This is a genomic window from Streptomyces sp. NPDC033177, assembly GCF_055577715.1.
This window is the reverse complement of the sequence record NZ_JBVIPS010000008.1, coordinates 29,453-48,286: the sequence shown is the minus strand read 5'-3', so window position 1 is coordinate 48,286 and position 18,834 is coordinate 29,453. Positions and strand designations below refer to the sequence as shown.

The 18,834-nt window shown below is 69.7% G+C and carries 15 protein-coding genes and 4 tRNA genes; 10 read left to right on the top strand and 9 right to left on the bottom strand.

The features are described 5' to 3' along the window. The first annotated feature begins 6 nt into the window (after positions 1 to 6). On the top strand, positions 7 to 1,074 hold the full coding sequence (gene purM / locus ACZ5U5_RS26495; protein ID WP_469026223.1) for a phosphoribosylformylglycinamidine cyclo-ligase: 1,068 nt from the start codon (positions 7 to 9) through the stop codon (positions 1,072 to 1,074). Positions 1,075 to 1,188: 114 nt separating this feature from the next. Here purM and ACZ5U5_RS26490 read toward each other — a convergent pair whose 3' ends face one another. Both ACZ5U5_RS26490 and ACZ5U5_RS26485 read right to left on the bottom strand, forming a co-directional pair. Beyond that, a complete protein-coding gene (locus ACZ5U5_RS26490) occupies positions 1,189 to 1,446 on the bottom strand; it encodes a DUF3073 domain-containing protein (protein ID WP_469026221.1) in 258 nt (85 codons plus the stop codon). Positions 1,447 to 1,736: 290 nt separating this feature from the next. Beyond that, positions 1,737 to 2,819 carry a Leu/Phe/Val dehydrogenase gene (locus ACZ5U5_RS26485; RefSeq protein ID WP_469026219.1) on the bottom strand — a complete coding sequence of 361 codons (1,083 nt, stop codon included), beginning with the start codon at positions 2,817 to 2,819 and terminating at the stop codon, positions 1,737 to 1,739. Between the two features lie 208 nt (positions 2,820 to 3,027). Between ACZ5U5_RS26485 and ACZ5U5_RS26480 the strand changes: the two genes are divergently transcribed. Then, a complete protein-coding gene (locus ACZ5U5_RS26480; protein WP_469026217.1) occupies positions 3,028 to 3,870 on the top strand; it encodes a DUF8083 family protein in 843 nt (280 codons plus the stop codon). 488 nt (positions 3,871 to 4,358) lie between these two features. Beyond that, positions 4,359 to 4,565, top strand: coding sequence for a developmental transcriptional regulator BldC (gene bldC, locus ACZ5U5_RS26475; protein WP_003949541.1), 207 nt, complete (start codon positions 4,359 to 4,361; stop codon positions 4,563 to 4,565). Positions 4,566 to 5,077: 512 nt separating this feature from the next. Here the strand turns inward: bldC and ACZ5U5_RS26470 are convergent. The 3 genes from ACZ5U5_RS26470 to hrpA form a co-directional block, all read right to left on the bottom strand. After that, positions 5,078 to 5,299 (bottom strand): DUF6274 family protein, encoded by a 222-nt coding sequence (locus ACZ5U5_RS26470; RefSeq protein ID WP_469026214.1) that lies wholly within the window; start codon positions 5,297 to 5,299, stop codon positions 5,078 to 5,080. A 630-nt stretch (positions 5,300 to 5,929) separates the two neighbouring features. After that, a tRNA-Asp gene (locus tag ACZ5U5_RS26465) sits at positions 5,930 to 6,004 on the bottom strand. A gap of 95 nt (positions 6,005 to 6,099) precedes the next feature. After that, positions 6,100 to 10,092, bottom strand: a complete 3,993-nt coding sequence (gene hrpA / locus ACZ5U5_RS26460) for an ATP-dependent RNA helicase HrpA (protein ID WP_469026212.1) — start codon at positions 10,090 to 10,092, stop codon at positions 6,100 to 6,102. 83 nt (positions 10,093 to 10,175) lie between these two features. Here hrpA and ACZ5U5_RS26455 point away from each other — a divergent pair, with 83 nt between their 5' ends. The 4 genes from ACZ5U5_RS26455 to ACZ5U5_RS26440 all read left to right on the top strand — a co-directional run bounded on the left by ACZ5U5_RS26455 (position 10,176) and on the right by ACZ5U5_RS26440 (position 13,404). Beyond that, entirely contained in the window at positions 10,176 to 10,538 is a 363-nt protein-coding gene (locus ACZ5U5_RS26455) for a hypothetical protein (RefSeq protein ID WP_469026210.1), read from the top strand. Between the two features lie 62 nt (positions 10,539 to 10,600). Continuing rightward, the gene (locus tag ACZ5U5_RS26450) at positions 10,601 to 11,389 is read left to right on the top strand and encodes a DsbA family protein (RefSeq protein WP_469026207.1); all 789 of its coding nucleotides are present in this window, start codon (positions 10,601 to 10,603) and stop codon (positions 11,387 to 11,389) included. Next, positions 11,386 to 12,258 carry a cytochrome c biogenesis CcdA family protein gene (locus ACZ5U5_RS26445; protein WP_469026205.1) on the top strand — a complete coding sequence of 291 codons (873 nt, stop codon included), beginning with the start codon at positions 11,386 to 11,388 and terminating at the stop codon, positions 12,256 to 12,258. The genes ACZ5U5_RS26450 and ACZ5U5_RS26445 overlap by 4 nt, the downstream gene beginning before the upstream one ends. Before the next feature lie 30 nt (positions 12,259 to 12,288). Further along, the gene (locus ACZ5U5_RS26440; RefSeq protein WP_469026203.1) at positions 12,289 to 13,404 is read left to right on the top strand and encodes an ABC-2 transporter permease; all 1,116 of its coding nucleotides are present in this window, start codon (positions 12,289 to 12,291) and stop codon (positions 13,402 to 13,404) included. 59 nt (positions 13,405 to 13,463) lie between these two features. On the opposite strand, the gene ACZ5U5_RS26435 is transcribed toward ACZ5U5_RS26440, so the two are convergent. From ACZ5U5_RS26435 to ACZ5U5_RS26420, 4 genes are all read right to left on the bottom strand, one after another. Beyond that, positions 13,464 to 13,537 (bottom strand) — tRNA-Phe (locus tag ACZ5U5_RS26435). A gap of 24 nt (positions 13,538 to 13,561) precedes the next feature. Continuing rightward, a tRNA-Asp gene (locus ACZ5U5_RS26430) sits at positions 13,562 to 13,636 on the bottom strand. A gap of 39 nt (positions 13,637 to 13,675) precedes the next feature. Continuing rightward, positions 13,676 to 13,748, bottom strand: a tRNA-Glu gene (locus ACZ5U5_RS26425). Positions 13,749 to 13,827: 79 nt separating this feature from the next. Further along, positions 13,828 to 15,384, bottom strand: a complete 1,557-nt coding sequence (locus ACZ5U5_RS26420; RefSeq protein ID WP_469026200.1) for a metallophosphoesterase family protein — start codon at positions 15,382 to 15,384, stop codon at positions 13,828 to 13,830. A 59-nt stretch (positions 15,385 to 15,443) separates the two neighbouring features. Between ACZ5U5_RS26420 and ACZ5U5_RS26415 the strand changes: the two genes are divergently transcribed. The 3 genes from ACZ5U5_RS26415 to ACZ5U5_RS26405 all read left to right on the top strand — a co-directional run. After that, on the top strand, positions 15,444 to 15,794 hold the full coding sequence (locus tag ACZ5U5_RS26415) for a metallopeptidase family protein (RefSeq protein ID WP_190082831.1): 351 nt from the start codon (positions 15,444 to 15,446) through the stop codon (positions 15,792 to 15,794). Positions 15,795 to 15,893: 99 nt separating this feature from the next. Next, on the top strand, positions 15,894 to 16,460 hold the full coding sequence (locus ACZ5U5_RS26410; protein ID WP_469026197.1) for a hypothetical protein: 567 nt from the start codon (positions 15,894 to 15,896) through the stop codon (positions 16,458 to 16,460). Positions 16,461 to 16,761: 301 nt separating this feature from the next. Then, positions 16,762 to 18,834, top strand: a 2,073-nt coding sequence (locus ACZ5U5_RS26405) for a DEAD/DEAH box helicase (RefSeq protein ID WP_469026194.1), incomplete at its 3' end; no start/stop codon positions are given.

Sequence of the window (18,834 nt, the reverse complement as noted above, 5' to 3'; positions counted from 1 at the left end):
TCCCCCATGCCTGAGACCACTGGTGCCAGCTACGCCTCCGCAGGCGTCGACATTGAAGCGGGCGACCGCGCAGTCGAGCTGATGAAGGAGTGGGTGAAGAAGACGAAGCGCCCCGAGGTCCTCGGCGGCATCGGCGGCTTCGCCGGACTCTTCGACGCCTCCGCCCTCAAGCGCTTCGAGCGCCCCCTGCTCGCCTCCGCCACCGACGGCGTCGGCACGAAGGTCGACCTGGCCCGCCAGCTCGGCGTGTACGACACCATCGGGCACGACCTGGTCGCCATGGTCATGGACGACATCGTGGTGTGCGGCGCGGAGCCGCTCTTCATGACCGACTACATCTGCGTCGGCAAGGTCCACCCCGAGCGTGTCGCGGCCATCGTGAAGGGCATCGCCGAGGGCTGTGTGCTCGCGGGCTGCGCCCTCATCGGCGGCGAGACCGCCGAGCACCCGGGCCTGCTCGGCCCCGACGACTTCGATGTGGCGGGCGCCGGCACGGGCGCGGTCGAGGCGGACCGTGTGCTCGGCCCCGATCGCATCCGTAAGGGTGACGCCGTCATCGCCATGGCGTCCTCCGGCCTTCACTCGAACGGGTACTCGCTCGTCCGGCATGTGGTCTTCGACCGCGCCGGCTGGTCCCTGGACCGCCAGGTCGAGGAGTTCGGCCGCACGCTCGGCGAGGAGCTCCTGGAGCCCACCAAGATCTACTCCCTGGACTGCCTGGCGCTCACCCGCACCACGGACGTCCACGCCTTCAGCCACATCACGGGCGGCGGCCTCGCGGCGAACCTGGGCCGGGTCATCCCGGACGGTCTGCACGCGATCGTCGACCGCGAGACCTGGACGCCCGGCGCGGTCTTCGACCTCGTCGGCAAGGCCGGTCAGGTCGAGCGCCTGGAGCTGGAGAAGACGCTGAACATGGGCGTCGGCATGATGGCGATCGTCCCCGAGGAGTCCGCCGACGCGGCCCTCGCGACCCTCGCGGACCGCGGTGTGGACGCCTGGATCGCCGGTGAGATCACTGAGCGCGGCGCGCACACCACGGGCGCCGAGCTCATCGGTGACTACGCGAAGTAGAAGTTCTGAGAGGGCAGCACAAAACCCGGTCCGGTGTGGTGACCACCCCGGACCGGGTGAGGTGCAGTTGCTATGAGAACTGCGAATACTTCAGGTGCTGCGAATGCAACGAGGTCAAGCGCCGCGGCGCTGCGACGAAGGACCTGACTCCTCGGAAGAGTCCTCGTCCTCGTCGTCGTTATACAGATCCGCGTACTGGGCGTACGGGTCGTCTTCCTCGTCGTCGTCCTCGAACGGCTCGCCATTCGGCGGCTGTTGCGAAGTCGAAGCGCCCAGCTCATTGGCCAGACGCGAGAGGTCAGTCCCGCCGCTGCTGTACTTCAGCTGGCGGGCGACCTTCGTCTGCTTGGCCTTTGCCCGGCCGCGCCCCATGGCTCGACCCCCTCGGATATGGGGCTTGGTGACCCCAGAGTCTTGACACGCGTTCATGATCAGGAACGGGCTCTCCGTGGAGAGGCCGGTCCGTAGGGCTTCCACGGTACCTGCTCCTGCGGCCATACGGTACGTCGCCCGCAGGACGCGCCTCGGCGCACAACCCACGAGGAGCCCTGTCCTCGCTGGTCAACTGCGATTTTAACCTCTTCTTGCCGGGCGACCCGCCGACGGGGGTGAGTCTTGTCTCTCGCGCACGTCGGCGGGGGCCTTCCACGGCGTCCTCAAGGTCAGCGGGAGCGGGCCTCCGCCATCCGCTGCTCGGCGATCCTGTCGGCCGCCGCGGCCGGCGGAATGCCGTCTTCCTTCGCACGAGCGAATATGGCAAGAGTGGTGTCGAAGATCTTCGACGCCTTTGCCTTGCAACGGTCGAAGTCGAAGCCGTGCAGCTCGTCGGCGACCTGGATCACGCCGCCCGCGTTCACCACGTAGTCGGGCGCGTAGAGGATCCCGCGGTCGGCGAGATCCTTCTCCACGCCGGGGTGCTCCAGCTGGTTGTTGGCCGCGCCGCAGACCACCGTCGCGGTGAGCACCGGCACGGACTCGTCGTTCAGGGCACCGCCCAGCGCGCACGGGGCGTACACGTCGAGGCCCTCGTGGCGGATCAGCGCGTCGGTGTCGGCGACCGCGGTCACCGACGGGTGCTTGTGGATGATCCGGTTCACGGACTCCTCGCGCACATCGGTGATCACGACCTCGGCGCCGTCCTCCAGGAGGTGCTCCACGAGGTGGTGGCCGACCTTGCCGACGCCCGCGACACCGACCGTGCGGCCGCGCAGCGTCGAGACGCCCCACAGGTGCATGGCCGAGGCGCGCATGCCCTGGAAGACGCCGTACGCGGTGAGCACGGAGGAGTCGCCGGCGCCGCCGTTCTCGGGGGAGCGGCCGGTCGTCCAGCGGCATTCACGGGCGACGACGTCCATGTCCTTGACGTACGTGCCGACGTCGCAGGCCGTGACGTAGCGACCGCCCAGGGAGGCCACGAAGCGGCCGTAGGCGAGGAGGAGCTCCTCGCTCTTGATCTGCTCCGGGTCACCGATGATCACGGCCTTGCCGCCGCCGTGGTCGAGACCGGCCATGGCGTTCTTGTACGACATGCCGCGCGCGAGGTTCAGCGCGTCGGCGACGGCCGCTTCCTCGCTCGCGTACGGATAGAAGCGGGTGCCGCCGAGGGCCGGGCCCAGGGCGGTGGAGTGGATGGCGATGACGGCTTTGAGGCCGCTGGCACGGTCCTGGCAGAGCACTACTTGCTCATGGCCGCCCTGGTCCGATTGGAACAGGGTGTGCAGGACGCCGTTGTCTGCTTCGGTCACTGTGGTGACTCCCGGTCAAGTGGCGGCGGTTGGGCGGGCGCCCGTGCGGGTGGCGGGGCCCGATGGGCATGAGACTAAAGCCTGTGAGAACCCGGTGGCCGCGCAGTGCCGAGGATCACCCTCTCTCGGCTCACTAGAACGACGGCTGAGTTCGGCCATGGCACGATTTGCAGTGTTTTCCAGCCGGTACGCGGGGGAGGGAGCAGCCGTGCCCAAGGTGTCTTCGTTGGTCGTCCCGTACGCGTCCTACTTGCGCGTCTATGAGCCCCTCGCCGCTTTCCCGGAGCCCGAGCGCGGCCACTGGTCCCGCTACGCGCGTCGCACCGACCGCCCCTCGTACCAGGACGAACTGAGGCGCTCCCTGGCGGACTTGCTGCCCACACCGCCGATGCCCGTGCCGGTGCACGAGAGCAGCGACGCGTTCGTGGTGGAGGCCGACGGGGTGGTGTGCGTCTGCCCCTGGCGCACCCGGCTGCGCGGCTGGCAGGCCCTGGGAGAGCTGCCGGGGGAGCTGCCGCCTTCGGTGCTCGACGCGGTCCTGCCGCCGGTGGTGCGCCGCCAGACGGCCGCGGACTACGAGCAGTGGCTTGTGCGGAACCCTGACGCGCGCCCCTGGATCCGTACGTCGACGTGGCAGGTGCCGCTGAACTGGTTCGTGCTCGTCGCGGACGAGGAGCGGGAGTACGAGAAGGGGACGGCGGATGCGGAGCCCGTCCTGCGCTACCGCACGCCGATGGTCCAGGCACGGCGGCGGGTGGCCCGCGGGCTCAGGACGCTGCGGGACACGCTCGACGACGGACCGCTCGTCGACGGGCTCACGGACGTGGGCCGGTGGCTCGAGGAGTTCCATCCGCGCTCCCTGGTCGAGCTCGACTACGGCGGGCTCGTGCACGCACTGACCGCGGAGCAGCTCGACGAGGACCACTCGGCGGCGGACATGGCGGAAGGAATCGAGGCGCTGCGCGACGGCGACGGCGAGGGTGCCGGCGCGGCGTATGCGAGGCTCATGGAGCGATGGAGGGCGGTCAGGGACCGCCAGTTCTCGAACTGAGCGTCGTTCGGGCGCCGGTGGGTGATCCCTACGTGGCGCCTACACGGGACGTAGGTCCCGATCCGGGCTTTTGTGTCAAGCGTGACGGACCGCACTTACGGGGCCCTTGCGCCCAACGCCCCCCCTCGTGCCAAAATAGGACAAGGAGTCCGGGGAGGGCTCCTTCCGTCCATGTATGGGCGGAATACTCAGCATTGCACGCTATGGGGGGTCTGTTGACTCCTGATCGCTCTGTGACTGATCGTCACTGTGGCGTGACTGTCCGCTATGGCATGGTCCATCGGCTTCCGTCGCTGATAGACACCTGGGAGGGCAATTCCATCGGTTTGGCCGACGTGGCTGGACGGATGGTGTAGTTGTAGTGCCGAGGACAAGCCGTTCGTCCTATAACCGACTCGACCCGCGTCCGCCATTTCGGGCAACGCGGGTCAAGGTGCAGAATTTAGAGGAATGAACCGAGAAGGTTCGGTTCTCCGAGGAGGCCGCTCATGACCGCTCGCACCCCTGATGCCGAGCCGCTGCTGACCCCGGCTGAGGTTGCCACGATGTTCCGCGTCGACCCGAAGACGGTGACGCGCTGGGCCAAGGCTGGCAAGCTCACGTCGATTCGCACGCTCGGCGGGCATCGCCGTTACCGCGAGGCCGAGGTCCGCGCACTGCTCGCGGGTATCCCGCAGCAGCGCAGCGAGGCCTGATCTACCGCAAAACCGCAGTACCAGGACGAAAAGTACGCCCGCTGCCGGGTCCCCCAACTCGGCCGCACCGTCCGACCCCTAGCTACACACGACGCGGGTCCCGCCCCAACGGGTCCCACGCCTGAGCCTCATGGGTGAGTCGTTTCGATCGCGCTGGACTCCGCCGGGTCCAGCGCGATCTTTTTTGTGCGCCCAGGAGGTGCTGGTGAGCGCCGCTGTGAGCGGGCTTGTTGGTCTCTGAGGAGTGCTGGGGCCGCGCCGCGGGGAGGCTGCGCGGGGTGGTGCAATTGCACATATTAAATTGACCGGTTGTAGGAGGGGTGTAAGTTCGGGGGTTTCAAAAACTACTTCGGTGACACCCGTCACATGCCGGGAACCTTGTTGTCCGCGACACCATTGGGCTAGAGGAGATCCCGGATGGCGCAAGGCAGTTGATGGGTGCTGGTTCAACGCACCCGAGGGCCCTACCCCTCACCCTCCCACCGCCGGGGTGGGCCGCGGGTCGGCTTTGGTCACGCGTTCGGGGGACTTTCGTCCTCCCCCGGCTCGCAGCCGCCCTCGCAGCCGCCCTCACAGCCGCTCTGGGCGGCGGAGGAGGTCTCCAGGGCCAGCCGTTCGAGCCGATGGCAGATCGGGCAGTGCCGGGTCAGATGGCGATAGCTCGTCGCCGCGGAGAGATGGGCCCGCAGGAGAGCGCGAGTCTCGTGCCGTGCGGACGCCGCTGAAGCCGTCATACGCCACCTCCAGATGAGGAACCGGTCCCGCCCCGTTCCCTGATGTCTGGGTACCGGCGGAATGTGACGCAGTCAAGATGCCGGAACGCGAGAAGGGCCCCATCCGGCATCCGGATGGGGCCCTTCTACCGCGGCGGTCCTGACGGGATTTGCTGTGTCTGATTGCGGCTGCGCCGCGGGCGCGGGCTCCACCTGGACTCCGTGGCGGCATGTGAGAGGGGCCGCGCCCGGCGTCCGGATGGGGCTCTTCTTCTGCGGCGGTCCTGACGGGATTTGCTGTGTCTGATTGCGGCTGCGCCGCGGGCGCGGCCTCCACCTCGACTCCATGGCGGCATGCGAGAGGGGCCGCACCCGGCATCGGGATGGGGCTCTTCTTCTGCTGCGGTCCTGACGGGATTTGCTGTGTCTGATTGCGGCTGCGCCGCGGGCGCGGCCTTCACCTCGGCTCCGTGGCGGCATGTGAGAGGGGCCGCGCCCGGCATCCGGTTGGGGCTCTTCTTCTGCGGCGGTCCTGACGGGGTTTGCTGTGTCTGATTGCGGCTGCGCCGCGGGCGCGGCCTCCACCTCGACTCCATAGCGGCACGCAAGAAGGGCCGCACCCGGCTGGCGGGTGCGGCCCTTCTCTTGCTGCGGTCCTGACGGGATTTGAACCCGCGGCCTCCACCTTGACAGGGTGGCGAGCACTCCAAACTGCTCCACAGGACCTTGCTTTGCGGCGCTTATTGGTGCGTTGCGCTGCGAGACAGGACTCTACAGCAGCGCAGGCCCGGCGGTCGAACTCACCCAGGGTGCGCGGGCGCTCACGGTGCGGCCGCGTCGATCGCCTTCACGATCCGCTTGTCCGAGACGGGGTACGCCGTACCGAGTGCGTGCGCGAAATAGCTGACCCGGAGCTCCTCCAGCATCCAGCGGATGTCCAGGACCTCCCGCGGTACGGGGCGGCCCTGCGGAAGTTGCTCCAGGAGCCAGGCGTATTCGTCCTGCATCTCGTGGACCTTCTCCATGCGCGAGGTGTCCCGCTGGACGTTCGTCGGCATCTGCTGGAGCCGGCGGTCGGCGGCCGTCATGTAGCGCATCAGGTCCGGCAGGCGGCGGATTCCCGTGGCCGTGACGAAGCCGGGGCCGATCAGGGCGTCCAACTGGGCCTGTACATCCGTGAGGTTGGCCAGGAGCGTCGGGCTCCTCGTCGACTTCAGACGGCGCTCGCAGGCCTGCCAGGCGGCGAGTACCTGCTGGACCTGGGAGACCGTGCGGACCGTCGTGTCGACGATCTCGGCACGCACCTTCTCGTACAGCTTGCGGTACGACTCCTCGTCCCAGGCGGGACCGCCGAAGTCGCCGATCAGCTTGTCCGCCGCAGCCATCGCGCAGTCCGCGAAGAGGGCCTGGATGGAGCCGTGCGGGTTCGCGGACAGGGCGATCTTCTGGGCGTTGGTCAGCTTGTCGGAGGCGAACTTGGCCGGATTCACCGGGATGTTGCGCAGAATCAGGCGGCGCGTGCCCTTCCACATCGCCTGCTGCTGCTCGGCCTCGGTGTCGAAGAGGCGTACGGAGACGGTGTTCGCCTCGGAGCCGTCGTCCACGAGCGCCGGGTACGCCTTCACCGGCTGGCCCGCGCGACGCGTTTCGAAGACGCGGCTGAGGGAGCCGATGCTCCAGTCCGTGAGGCCGGCGCGTTCGACCGCCGAGCCGCCCGTCCGCTCCGCGGTCGCCGCGGCCGCCTGGGAGAGCGCCTTGCGGGCCTTCGGGCGGAGCTGGAGCTTCAGCGCCTCCAGATCCTTGTCCTCGGCGAGCTTCTTGCGTCGCTCGTCGGTGATCCGGAAGGTGATCTTCAGGTGGTCCGGCACGCGGGTGAGGTCGAAGTCGTCCGGTGAGACGGGGACGCCAACCATCCGCTGGAGCTCCCGCGCAAGGGTTACGTGCAGCGGCTCCTGGAGGGGCACGGCACGGTCCAGGAACGCCTTCGCGTAGTTGGGCGCGGGGACGTAGTGCCGGCGGATCGGCTTCGGCAGGGAGCGGATCAACTCGATCACGACCTCCTCGCGCAGGCCCGGGATCTGCCAGTCGAAGCCGTCCGCGGTGACCTGGTTCAGGACCTGGAGCGGCACGTGGACGGTGACGCCGTCCGCATCCGCGCCCGGCTCGAACTGGTACGTCACCTTGAACTTGAGCGGCCCCTGGCGCCACGTGTCGGGGTAGTCGTCCTTGGAGACGTCGCCCGCACGCTCGTTGATGAGCATCGAGCGCTCGAAGTCGAGCAGTTCGGGCTCTTCCCGCTGCTTCTTCTTCCACCACGAGTCGAAGTGCGCGCCGGACACGATGTCCGCGGGCACCCGCTGGTCGTAGAAGTCGAAGAGCGTCTCGTCGTCCACGAGGATGTCGCGGCGCCTCGCGCGGTGCTCCAGTTCCTCCACCTCGGTCAGGAGGCGGCGGTTGGCGGCGAAGAACTTGTGGTGCGTGCGCCAGTCGCCCTCGACGAGCGCGTTGCGGATGAACAGGTCGCGGGAGACCTCGGGGTCGATGCGGCCGTAGTTCACCTTGCGGTCGGTGACGAGCGGGACGCCGTACAGCGTCACCTTCTCGACCGCCATCACCGCGGCCTGGTCCTTCTCCCAGTGCGGCTCGCTGTACGTGCGCTTCAGGAGGTGCTGGGCGAGCGGTTCGACCCACTCCGGCTCGATCCGCGCGTTGACGCGGGCCCAGAGGCGGGAGGTCTCCACCAGTTCCGCGGACATGATGAAGCGCGGGGGCTTCTTGAAGAGCGCGGAGCCGGGGAAGACCGCGAACTTGGCGCCACGGGCGCCCAAGTACTCACCCCGGCCGCCGCCACGCTGCTTGGGGTCCTTCTCCTTGCTCTCCTTCGACTCCTTCACGTCCTTCATCCCGATGTGGGAGAGCAGGCCGGCCAGGAGCGAGATGTGGACATGCTGCTCGGGCGCGTCGTCCTCGTTGAGATGGATGCCCATCTGCTTGGCGACCGTACGCAGCTGCGTGTAGATGTCCTGCCACTCGCGGATCCGCAGGAAGTTCAGGTACTCCGACTTGCACATACGCCGGAAGGAGGAGGAGCCGCGCTCCTTCTGCTGCTCGCGGACGTACCGCCACAGGTTGAGGAAGGCCAGGAAGTCGGACGTCTCGTCCTTGAAGCGCGCGTGCTGCTGGTCGGCCTGCGTCTGCTTCTCGGCGGGGCGTTCGCGCGGGTCCTGGATGGAGAGCGCGGCGGCGATCACCATGACCTCGCGTACGCAGCCGTTCTTGTCGGCCTCCAGGACCATCCGGGCCAGGCGCGGGTCGACGGGGAGCTGGCTGAGTTTGCGGCCCTGCTCGGTGAGGCGCTTCTTCGGGTCCTTCTGCGTCGGGTCCAGGGCGCCGAGTTCCTGGAGGAGCTGGACGCCGTCGCGGATGTTGCGGTGGTCCGGCGGGTCGATGAAGGGGAACTTCTCGATCTCGCCGAGCCCGGCCGCCGTCATCTGCAGGATGACCGAGGCGAGGTTGGTGCGCAGGATCTCCGCGTCGGTGAACTCGGGGCGCGACACGAAGTCGTCCTCCGAGTAGAGGCGGATGCAGATGCCGTCCGACGTACGCCCGCAGCGGCCCTTGCGCTGGTTGGCGCTTGCCTGGCTGATCGCCTCGATGGGCAGGCGCTGCACCTTCGTACGGTGGCTGTAGCGGGAGATGCGGGCCGTGCCGGGGTCGATGACGTACTTGATGCCCGGCACGGTCAGGGAGGTCTCGGCGACGTTCGTCGCGAGAACGATCCTGCGGCCCGTGTGCTGCTGGAACACGCGGTGCTGCTCGGCGTGCGAGAGGCGGGCGTAGAGGGGGAGGACTTCCGTGAAGCGGTAGTTCTTCTTGTTCAGGGCGTCCGCGGTGTCCCGGATCTCCCGCTCTCCGGAGAGGAAGACGAGGATGTCGCCCTTGCCCTCGGCCTGGAGCTCCTCGACGGCGTCCGTGATCGCCGTGATCTGATCGCGGTCGCTGTCGTCGGCGTCCTCTTCCAGGAGCGGGCGATAACGCACCTCGACGGGATACGTACGGCCGCTGACCTCGACGATCGGGGCTTCCCCGAAGTGCCGCGAGAACCGCTCCGGGTCGATCGTCGCCGAGGTGATGACGACCTTCAGGTCCGGGCGCCTGGGGAGGAGCTGTGCCAGATAGCCGAGCAGGAAGTCGATGTTGAGGGACCGCTCGTGGGCCTCGTCGATGATGATCGTGTCGTACGCGCGCAGCTCGCGGTCCGTCTGGATCTCGGCCAGCAGGATGCCGTCCGTCATCAGCTTCACGTACGTGGCGTCAGGGTTGACCTGGTCCGTGAAGCGGACCTTCCAGCCGACGGCCTCGCCGAGCGGGGTGTTCAGCTCGTCGGCCACGCGCTCGGCGACCGTGCGGGCGGCGATACGGCGCGGCTGCGTATGGCCGATCATGCCGCGGACGCCGCGCCCGAGCTCCATGCAGATCTTGGGGATCTGCGTGGTCTTGCCGGAGCCCGTCTCGCCCGCCACGATCACGACCTGGTGGTCGCGGATCGCCTCGGCGATGTCGTCCTTCTTCTGGCTGACCGGCAGCTCTTGCGGATACGTGATCTTGGGCAGACGGCTGCCCCGCTCGGTCATCCGGGCCGCGGCCTTGTCGACGTCCGCCGCGATCTCGGCGAGGACGGCGGCTCGGGCATCGGGCTTGCGGATCCGGCGCGCACCCTCGAGCCGGCGGCCGATCCGGTGCTCGTCGCGCAGCGACAGCTCGGACAGGCGCGGGGCGAGGGCGTCGAGGGTGAGGGCAGGCTGCGTAGACATAACGGCGTCCAGGATCTCACCCGCCGCTCGGAGGTGGCGAACCGATTTTCTCCGGCGGGGCGCCCCGCACGTACGATTCGGGCATGTTGTCCCGTGCGCGTGCGTCGTGGTGCCCCTTGCTGGGGGTACTGCTCGTCGTGTTCGGGGCGTTCTGCGGGCCTGCCGCCGCTTCGGCGCAGCACCCGCGAGCTGCGGCGACTGCCGTTGTCCACGAGACCGGCAGCGTGCCCGGCTGCGGCAAGGGCGAGCAGCGGGACGATGGGGGCCGTCCGGTGTCGCCGCCGCGCCCCAGTTCGGCACATGAACTGCTCCCCGCTCTGTATGAGGCCCACGCGGCGACCGGCTCCTGGGGCGCCGACCAAGCCGTGCTCTCCGTCGCGCCGGGCCGCGCGCCACCTGCGCTCGCGCCGCCCTCCCCGATAGAACTCTCCGTTCTGCGCGTGTAGGAGACCCCTGTCTCAGCAGGGGTCCCCTTGATCGACGTACGCAACAGGAGAAACGCACAGCCATGTCCAAGACGCCCAGCAAGTCCGGCAACTCCAGCGAGTCCAGCAAGTCCAGCAAGAAAAACATCGCCATCGGGGCCGGGGTGGCGCTCGCCGCCCTGCTGCTCGGTGCCGCCTCCTACAGCGCCACCAAGCCCGACGAGCCCTCCTCCGTCACCGCGAAGGAGGAGGCCCCCGCCGACGTCTCCGCCGACCCGCAGGCCGGGGTCTACCCGGAGCTGGCGAAGCTCGCCCGGCGCGACGGCAAGGACGCGCTCGCCCAGGGCCGCAAGGACGCGCCGGTCGTGCTCATCGAGTACGCCGACTTCAAGTGCGGCTACTGCGGCAAGTTCGCCCGCGACACCGAGCCGGGCCTCGTGAAGAAGTACGTCGAGGACGGCACCCTGCGCATCGAGTGGCGCAACTTCCCCATCTTCGGCGCGGACTCCGAGTCCGCCGCGCGGGGCGCGTGGGCCGCCGGACAGCAGGGGCGCTTCTGGCAGTTCCACGCGGCTGCCTACGCCGACGGCGCCAAGGAGAAGGGCTTCGGGGGCGAGCGCCTGAAGGAGCTCGCGAAGGAGGCCGGCGTCAAGGACATCGGCCGCTTCACGGACGACGCGGGCAGCGCCGCGGCCAAGGCGGCGGTGAAGAAGGACCAGGAGGAGGCGTACGGCCTGGGGGCCACGTCGACCCCGTCCTTCCTGGTCAACGGGCGGCCCATCTCCGGGGCGCAGCCGGACGAGGTCTTCGACCAGGCGATCGAGCAGGCGGCGAAGAGCGCGGGTGCCGGCTCCGGGGCGGGAGACAAGTGACCGCCGACGTCGGGTATTTCGCGGCGTTTCTGGGAGGTCTCCTCGCCCTGATCAGCCCCTGCAGCGCACTGCTCCTTCCCGCCTTCTTCGCGTACTCGATCGACTCGACCTCACGGCTGCTCGCGCGCACCGGCATCTTCTACGCCGGTCTCGCCACGACCCTCGTGCCGCTGGGAGCGGCGGGCTCGGTTGCCGGGCGGTTCTTCTTCGGGCACCGGGACCAGCTGGTGCTCGTCGCCGGATGGCTGATCATCGCGCTCGGCGTGCTCCAGGTGGTGGGCATGGGGTTCGCCTCGCGGAAGATGTCCGAGCTCTCGGGGCGCATCCGGCCGACGACGGCGGTCTCCGTGTACGCGCTGGGCGCGGTGTACGGGCTCGCGGGGTTCTGCGCGGGTCCGATCCTCGGCAGCGTCCTCACGGTGGCCGCGGTGAGCGGGAGCCCCGTCTACGGGGGGCTGCTGCTCGCCGTCTACGCCCTGGGGATGGCGGTGCCGCTGTTCGTGCTCGCCCTGCTCTGGGAGCGGTTCGACCTCGGGCGGCGGCGGTGGCTGCGGGGGCGCACCTTCCGCATCGGCCGCTTCGAACTGCACACGACCTCTCTCCTGTCGGGGCTGTTCTTCGTGGCGCTCGGCGCCCTCTTCCTGGCCTACGACGGGACCACCGCGCTGCCGGGTCTCCTCGACGTGGACGACTCGTTCGCCGTGGAGCGGTGGGCCGGGGGCGTGGGCCGGGCCGTGCCGGACTCGGTGCTGCTTGTGGGTGTGGTGGCGCTGGTGGGCGTGGGGTTCGCGGTGCGGGCGTGGCGGAAGCGGGCGCAGGCACAGATGCAGGCGCAGGCGAGTGGGCCGGTTGAGGTCGAGCAGGGGTGAGTCCGTTTCAGGTGTTTTAGCCTGATTCGTATGGCTGAACAGCTTGATCACGAACACCGGCACGGAGCCCAAGGCGCTCACGGCGCTCACGGCGCCCACGGAAGGGCTCCCACCGGCCGTGAACGGTGGTCGGCGTTCAAGGACTCGCCCTTCCTGCCCGCGGTCGTCCTCGTGTTCATCCTGGCGGCGGCCGCGGGGCTCTTCGCGGGCTCGTACACGTACTCCATGGCGAAACCGACCCCGCACCACATCCCCACCGCGGTGGTCGGCGCCCAGGAGGCCACCCGGGGCAAGGCCTTCCTCGACGGAATGGAGAAGGCCCTGAACGCCTCCCTGGAGGTACACGAGTACGACAGTGTCGCCGCGGCGCGCGACGCGGTGGCGGAGCAGAAGGTCTTCGCGATCCTCGCGGTGGCTCCGGGCGGCGGGGACAAGGTGACGTTCGACGTCTCGGGAGCGTCCGGGGCTTCGGTCGCCCAGGTGCTCGCGGAGGCAGCGCCGAAGGTGGGCAAGGAGGTGGGGGTGCCGGTCACGGTGAAGGACATCAGGCCCCTCCAGGAGGGCGACCCGCGAGGGCTCGCGATCTTCTACATCTCGCTGGCCGCGGTGATCATCGGCTTCGTCGGGGCGATCCAGCTGAGCGTGCACGCCCGCGGACTGAATCCGGCCGAGCGGATCGCCTTCACCATCCTCTACGCGCTGCTCGGCGGGTTCGTGATCGCGGCGGTGGTGGACTGGTGGCTGGGGGCGGTGGATCTGCCCTTCGTCGAGTCGTGGCTGATCCTGGCGCTGACGATGTTCGCGTCGGGGATGGTCTTCACGATGTTCAACACGATGTTCGGGCGCTGGGCGATGATCCCGACGTGGGGCCTGATGGTGCTCCTGGGCAACCCGTCGTCGGGCGGCGCGGTGTCCTGGCCGCTGCTGCCCTCGGTGCTCGGCCACATCGGACAGTGGCTGCCGCCGGGGGCGTCGGTGAACGCGCAGCACACGGCGGTGTACTTCGGTTCCCACCAGCACGCGTTCCCGTTCCTGGTGCTCGCGGGGTGGGCGGTGCTCGCGTCCGCGGTGTTCTGGGTCTGGCGGCACCGGCATCCGGGCGGACGGGAGAAGCCCGCGGCCCACGCGGCGGCCCCGGCGGGGTAACAGGTGCGGGCGGGGGAACGCGAAAGGCCCCGTCCACCGGACGGGGCCTTTCGAAGAGGTGGCTGGGGCCGGGATCGAACCGGCGACCTATCGCTTTTCAGGCGATCGCTCGTACCAACTGAGCTACCCAGCCACGCGATCCGCGTGGAATCGCAAGCGGTCCTGACGGGATTTGAACCCGCGGCCTCCACCTTGACAGGGTGGCGAGCACTCCAAACTGCTCCACAGGACCAAGCGTTGTGCGAGCACTAGTCTCGCACAAGGTGTTGCGTGCCCCCAACGGGATTCGAACCCGTGCTACCGCCTTGAAAGGGCGGCGTCCTGGGCCACTAGACGATGAGGGCTAAGGGCCCACCTGGGCGCTTTGCAGCGCGTCGGGGACGTGAGAAGCATATGGGATGCGGGGAGTTATCGCCAAAACGGTTATCGGGGGGCCGGGGAACCGCTGCCCGGGGAGCGCGCGGGAGGGGCCGGCGACGGGGTCGCCCCGGGCTGGTTCTCCTTGGGCAGATGGCGGCTGACCTCCGCCTTCGTCAGCCCCAGGCCGCCCAGTTTGATCTCGTCCCACGCCTGGAGCCGCCGGGTGTCCCGGTCCAGGTAGAGGACCGACGTCTCGACCGGGTCGGGGTACTTGCCCTCCACCGCACGGAGCCCGCTGCCACCCGTGGACCCCTCGATGCGCAACCGGGTCCCGTCGTCCATGACCTCCATCTCCGAGTGGTGGATGTGGCCCGCCAGGACGAGCGGCACCTCGCCGTCCGTCTTCCGCGCGGCATCGGGGTTGTGCGCGACGGCCACGTCCACGGGGGTGCCCGCCGTCTGCTGGTCGCGCAGGGCGGAGGCGAGGCGGATGCCCGCCATCTCCTCGGCGGCCTTGCCCTCCGACGCCACCGAGCGGTCCGGGGTGTGCTGCGGATCGCCCGTCCCGGCGAACCGCAGGCCCGCGACCGACACGGCCCTGCCCTCGTCCAGTACGTGGACGTTCTTCATGCCCTGGAGGTAGCGCTGGGTGGTGGCCGAGTCGTGGTTGCCGCGGACCCAGACGTACGGGGCGCCCAGATCCTCGATCGGGTCCAGGAAGGCGTTCTCGGCGGCGCTCCCGTGGTCCATCGTGTCGCCGGAGTCGACGATGACGTTGATGTCGTACTGCTCCACGAGGGAGGCGATGATCTTCCAGCTCGCCGGGTTGAGGTGGATGTCCGAGACGTGCAGGACGCGGATCGTGGACGGGTCCGGCTGGTACGCGGGGAGCGTCGACGTCGCGTCGTACAGCTTCGTCACGTTGGTGACCAGGCGGGCCAACTCCTGCTGGTAGACGTCGAACTCGCTCACGATGCTGCGCGCGTTGCCGACCACCGACGGCGCGCTGCTGAGGAGGCCGGAGAACTTCGGCTCCAGGACGGACTTCGGGTTCCACGTCGCGTACGCCGCCGCGCCGGACGCGGCGAGCAGGGCCAGGGCGAGACCGCCCGCCGCCAGGGCCCGGCGCGGGCGCCGGTAGACCGCGAGGCCCAGCGTCGTGGCGCCCGCGACGACAGCGGCGCAGGAACGTACGGCCAGGTCGAGTGCGCCGTGCCCGACGTCCTTGGCCACCTCGTCCTGGAGTCCCGCGATCCGCTCGGGGTGGTCGACCAGGGCCTGGGCGCGGACCGGGTCCAGACGGTCCACGTCCACGTCCAGGCGGATGGGCGCGACGTGCGAGCGCAGTTCGAGGGCGCCCAGCGGGGAGACGTCGATCTTCGTGCCGCCGGTGAGCGAGGGGCGCAGCGTCATCCGCGTGTCCATCGGGCCCACCGGCGCGTGCACGCTGCCGACGATCAGCAGGCCCAGCCAGGCGCCGAACAGGACGACCGCGACCAGGCCCAGTGCGCGGCCGTAGGGATGCGGAGGGTGGATGAGCTCGCCGACCGGGCGGGGGTGGCGGGATCGGTAGTGGCGTACGAGGGCGGCGGGCGCACGGAGGACGCGAAGCCGGACCATTGGGGCCGTATGCCCATGGGGAGGGGCGGCCATGCGGGGCGGTGCCCGACAATGGGGGTGTGCTGGAGATGACGCGGGAAGAGTTCGAGGAACTGGTCGCCGAGGCGCTCGACCGGATTCCTCCCGAGTTGACGCGGTTGATGGACAACGTGGCGGTGTTCGTGGAGGACGAACCACCGGCCGAGGACCCCGAGCTGCTCGGGCTCTACGAGGGAACGCCGCTGACGGACCGGGGCGAGTGGTACGCGGGTGTGCTGCCGGACCGGATCACCATCTACCGGGGGCCGACGCTGCGTATGTGCGAGTCGCGCGAGGACGTGGTCGCGGAGACCGAGATCACCGTCGTGCACGAAGTCGCACATCACTTCGGGATCGACGACGAGCGCCTGCACGCCCTGGGATACGGCTGACGGAAGGCGGCAGGTCCGTCCACCGGTCCGTGTCCTCTTGCGGGGCAAGGGAGTTGGGTAGGGCGTCCCCGCTTCTCAGCGCCTCGGAGGTGCTAGGCCGTGCGCCAGTTGTACGTTCCTGTCCGGTTGGCCGCGGCGGCGGTGGCCGTCATGGCGACCGCGGGCTGCATGAGCATCGGTGACGACGACGGCGGTGAGCCCGGACCCGCGCGGTCCGTCGGCGAGCGCAGCGCGGCGGCCGCCCCGGACGGCGGAGGTGGCACGCCGGGCGCGGATTCCGCCGGTGGCGGCGGGGGCCGCGACGACGCGAAGGGCGGCAAACGCGGCAAGGGCGGCAAGGGGAAGAGCAAGGGCAAGGGGGGTTCGGGCGCGCGCGGCGGGTCCGGTTCCGACGCCGCCCAGGCCTCGGCCTCCGCGTCCGGCGGCGGCGGCGACCCCGCCCCGCCGACGAGTGACGGGCGCCCCTCGCCCACCAGGACCAAGCCCGACGCGCCGCGCCCCACGCCGACGCCCGACCCCCCGAAGCCGACCCCTACGCCGACACCCGAGCCCACCCCGGAGCCCTCGTCGTCGGCGCATGAGCCTCCGAAGCAGGACGCTCAGCTGGGGGAGCGGTCGGCGGGGCTCAGGTCGCGCGAACCGTCACCGGAGGCGGGTCCCGCGTAGGTGGCTCGGGCAGCCGGGGCGGCTTGAGCCGGTTCGGCCCTGTCCGAAACCCGCTTCGTCGCAGGTGAGGCAGGCCATAAGGGGTGGAATCCAAGGTGCCCCGGAGGGTGCGGTTTGCCTTCTGGGGGGGTGGGTGCGTATGGTGGTAGATCGTTTGATCCCATTTGCCCGGCGCCGAAAAAGAAGAGCGCCGCGTGGCGCGTACTCTCCCTTGCCGTGGCTGACCGCATCGAGGCGGTCCATTGCGAAATCACGGAGTTGACGGGCGCGTGCCGAGACTCCGGAAGGTTTCGCATTTCGCATGTCCATTTCTCACTCTGACCACGCCGTCCTGCCCGAGAACGAGACGTCCGACGAGCTGACGGTCGAGGCCGTCGTCGAGGCCGTCGAGACGGTCCAGGCCACCGACGTCGCCGACGTCGTGGAGGCCGCCGAACAGGTCGTCGTGGAGACCGAGGTGGCCGCCGAGGCCGCTACCGAGGTCGAAGAAGCCGCCGAAGAGGCGGAGACCGGTCCCACCTTCGGCGACCTCGGACTGCCCGAGGGCATCGTCCGCAAGCTCGCCCAGAACGGCGTGACCTCCCCCTTCCCGATCCAGGCCGCGACCATCCCGGACGCCCTGGCCGGCAAGGACATCCTCGGCCGTGGCCGCACCGGCTCCGGCAAGACCCTCTCCTTCGGCCTGCCGATGCTGGCGACGCTGGCCTCCGAGGGCCGCACCGAGAAGAAGAAGCCCCGCGGCGTCATCCTCACGCCGACGCGTGAGCTGGCGATGCAGGTCGCGGACGCGCTCCAGCCGTACGGTGACGTGCTCGGCCTGAAGATGAAGGTCGTCTGCGGCGGTACGTCGATGGGCAACCAGATCTACGCCCTCGAGCGCGGCGTCGACATCCTCGTCGCAACCCCGGGCCGTCTGCGCGACATCATCAGCCGCGGCGCCTGCTCGCTCGAGAACACCCAGATCGCGGTGCTCGACGAGGCCGACCAGATGTCCGACCTGGGCTTCCTGCCCGAGGTCACCGAGCTGCTCGACCAGGTTCCGTCCGGCGGCCAGCGCATGCTGTTCTCGGCCACGATGGAGAACGAGATCTCCACGCTGGTCAAGCGCTACCTGAACAGCCCGGTCACGCACGAGGTCGACAGCGCCCAGGGCAACGTCACGACCATGACCCACCACATCCTGATCGTGAAGCCCCGCGACAAGGCGCCCGTCACGGCCGCCATCGCCTCGCGCAAGGGCCGCACGATCATCTTCGTCCGCACCCAGCTGGGCGCGGACCGTATCGCCGAGCAGCTCTGCGAGTCCGGCGTGAAGGCTGACGCGCTGCACGGCGGCATGACGCAGGGCGCTCGTACGCGCGTTCTTGAGGACTTCAAGAAGGGCTACGTCAACGCGCTCGTCGCCACCGACGTCGCCGCGCGCGGCATCCACGTCGACGGCATCGACCTGGTCCTGAACGTGGACCCGGCCGGCGACCACAAGGACTACCTGCACCGCTCCGGCCGTACCGCTCGCGCGGGCCGCTCCGGCACGGTCGTCTCCCTCTCGCTGCCGCACCAGCGCCGTCAGATCTTCCGTCTGATGGAGGACGCGGGCGTCGACGCCACGCGCCACATCATCAACGGCGGCGGCACCTTCGACCCGGAGGTCGCCGAGATCACCGGCGCCCGTTCGATGACCGAGGTGCAGGCCGACTCCGCGGGCAACGCGGCGACCCAGGCCGAGCGTGAGGTCAAGGACCTCACCAAGGAGCTGGAGCGCGCGACCCGTCGTGCGACGGAGCTGCGCGAGGAGGCCTCGCGTCTCACCGCGCGTGCCGCCCGCGAGCGTGGCGACGACCCGGAGACCGCGGTCGCCGAGGCCACCGCCGCCGCCGAGGCCGAGGTCGAGGCAGCTGTCTCCGTCCCGGAGCAGCCCGCGGCCGCGCCTCGCGAGGAGCGTCGTCCGCAGCGTGACGAGCGCGGCAACTACGAGCGTGAGCGCCGCGACGACCGCGGTGGCCGTTCCTTCGAGCGCCGTGACGACCGTGCGTCGGGTGACCGTGGTGGTTTCCGTGGCGGCGACCGTCGCGAGGGCGGCGACCGTGGTGGTTTCCGTGGCGGCGACCGTCGTGAGGGTGGCGGCGGCTTCAACCGTGACCGCAACGACCGTCCCTCGGGCGGCTTCCGTGGCGGTGACCGTCGTGAGGGCGGCGGCGGCTTCAACCGTGACCGCAACGACCGTGGTGGCTCCGGCTTCCGCCGCGACGACCGTCCTTCGGGCGGCGACCGTGGTGGCTTCCGTGGCGGCGACCGTCGTGAGGGTGGCGGCGGCTTCAACCGTGACCGCAACGACCGTCCCTCGGGCGGCTTCCGTGGCGGTGACCGTCGTGAG

Excerpts from the sequence above, each read along its gene's own strand:
- purM (WP_469026223.1), top strand. The coding sequence starts at position 7 with ATGCCTGAGACCACTGGTGCCAGCTACGCCTCCGCAGGCGTCGACATT.
- ACZ5U5_RS26455 (WP_469026210.1), top strand. The coding sequence starts at position 10,176 with ATGTTGTCCCGTGCGCGTGCGTCGTGGTGCCCCTTGCTGGGGGTACTG.
- hrpA (WP_469026212.1), bottom strand. The coding sequence starts at position 10,092 with ATGTCTACGCAGCCTGCCCTCACCCTCGACGCCCTCGCCCCGCGCCTG.
- ACZ5U5_RS26470 (WP_469026214.1), bottom strand. The coding sequence starts at position 5,299 with ATGACGGCTTCAGCGGCGTCCGCACGGCACGAGACTCGCGCTCTCCTG.
- ACZ5U5_RS26440 (WP_469026203.1), top strand. The coding sequence starts at position 12,289 with ATGGCTGAACAGCTTGATCACGAACACCGGCACGGAGCCCAAGGCGCT.
- ACZ5U5_RS26450 (WP_469026207.1), top strand. The coding sequence starts at position 10,601 with ATGTCCAAGACGCCCAGCAAGTCCGGCAACTCCAGCGAGTCCAGCAAG.
- ACZ5U5_RS26420 (WP_469026200.1), bottom strand. The coding sequence starts at position 15,384 with ATGGTCCGGCTTCGCGTCCTCCGTGCGCCCGCCGCCCTCGTACGCCAC.
- ACZ5U5_RS26490 (WP_469026221.1), bottom strand. The coding sequence starts at position 1,446 with ATGGGGCGCGGCCGGGCAAAGGCCAAGCAGACGAAGGTCGCCCGCCAG.
- bldC (WP_003949541.1), top strand. The coding sequence starts at position 4,359 with ATGACCGCTCGCACCCCTGATGCCGAGCCGCTGCTGACCCCGGCTGAG.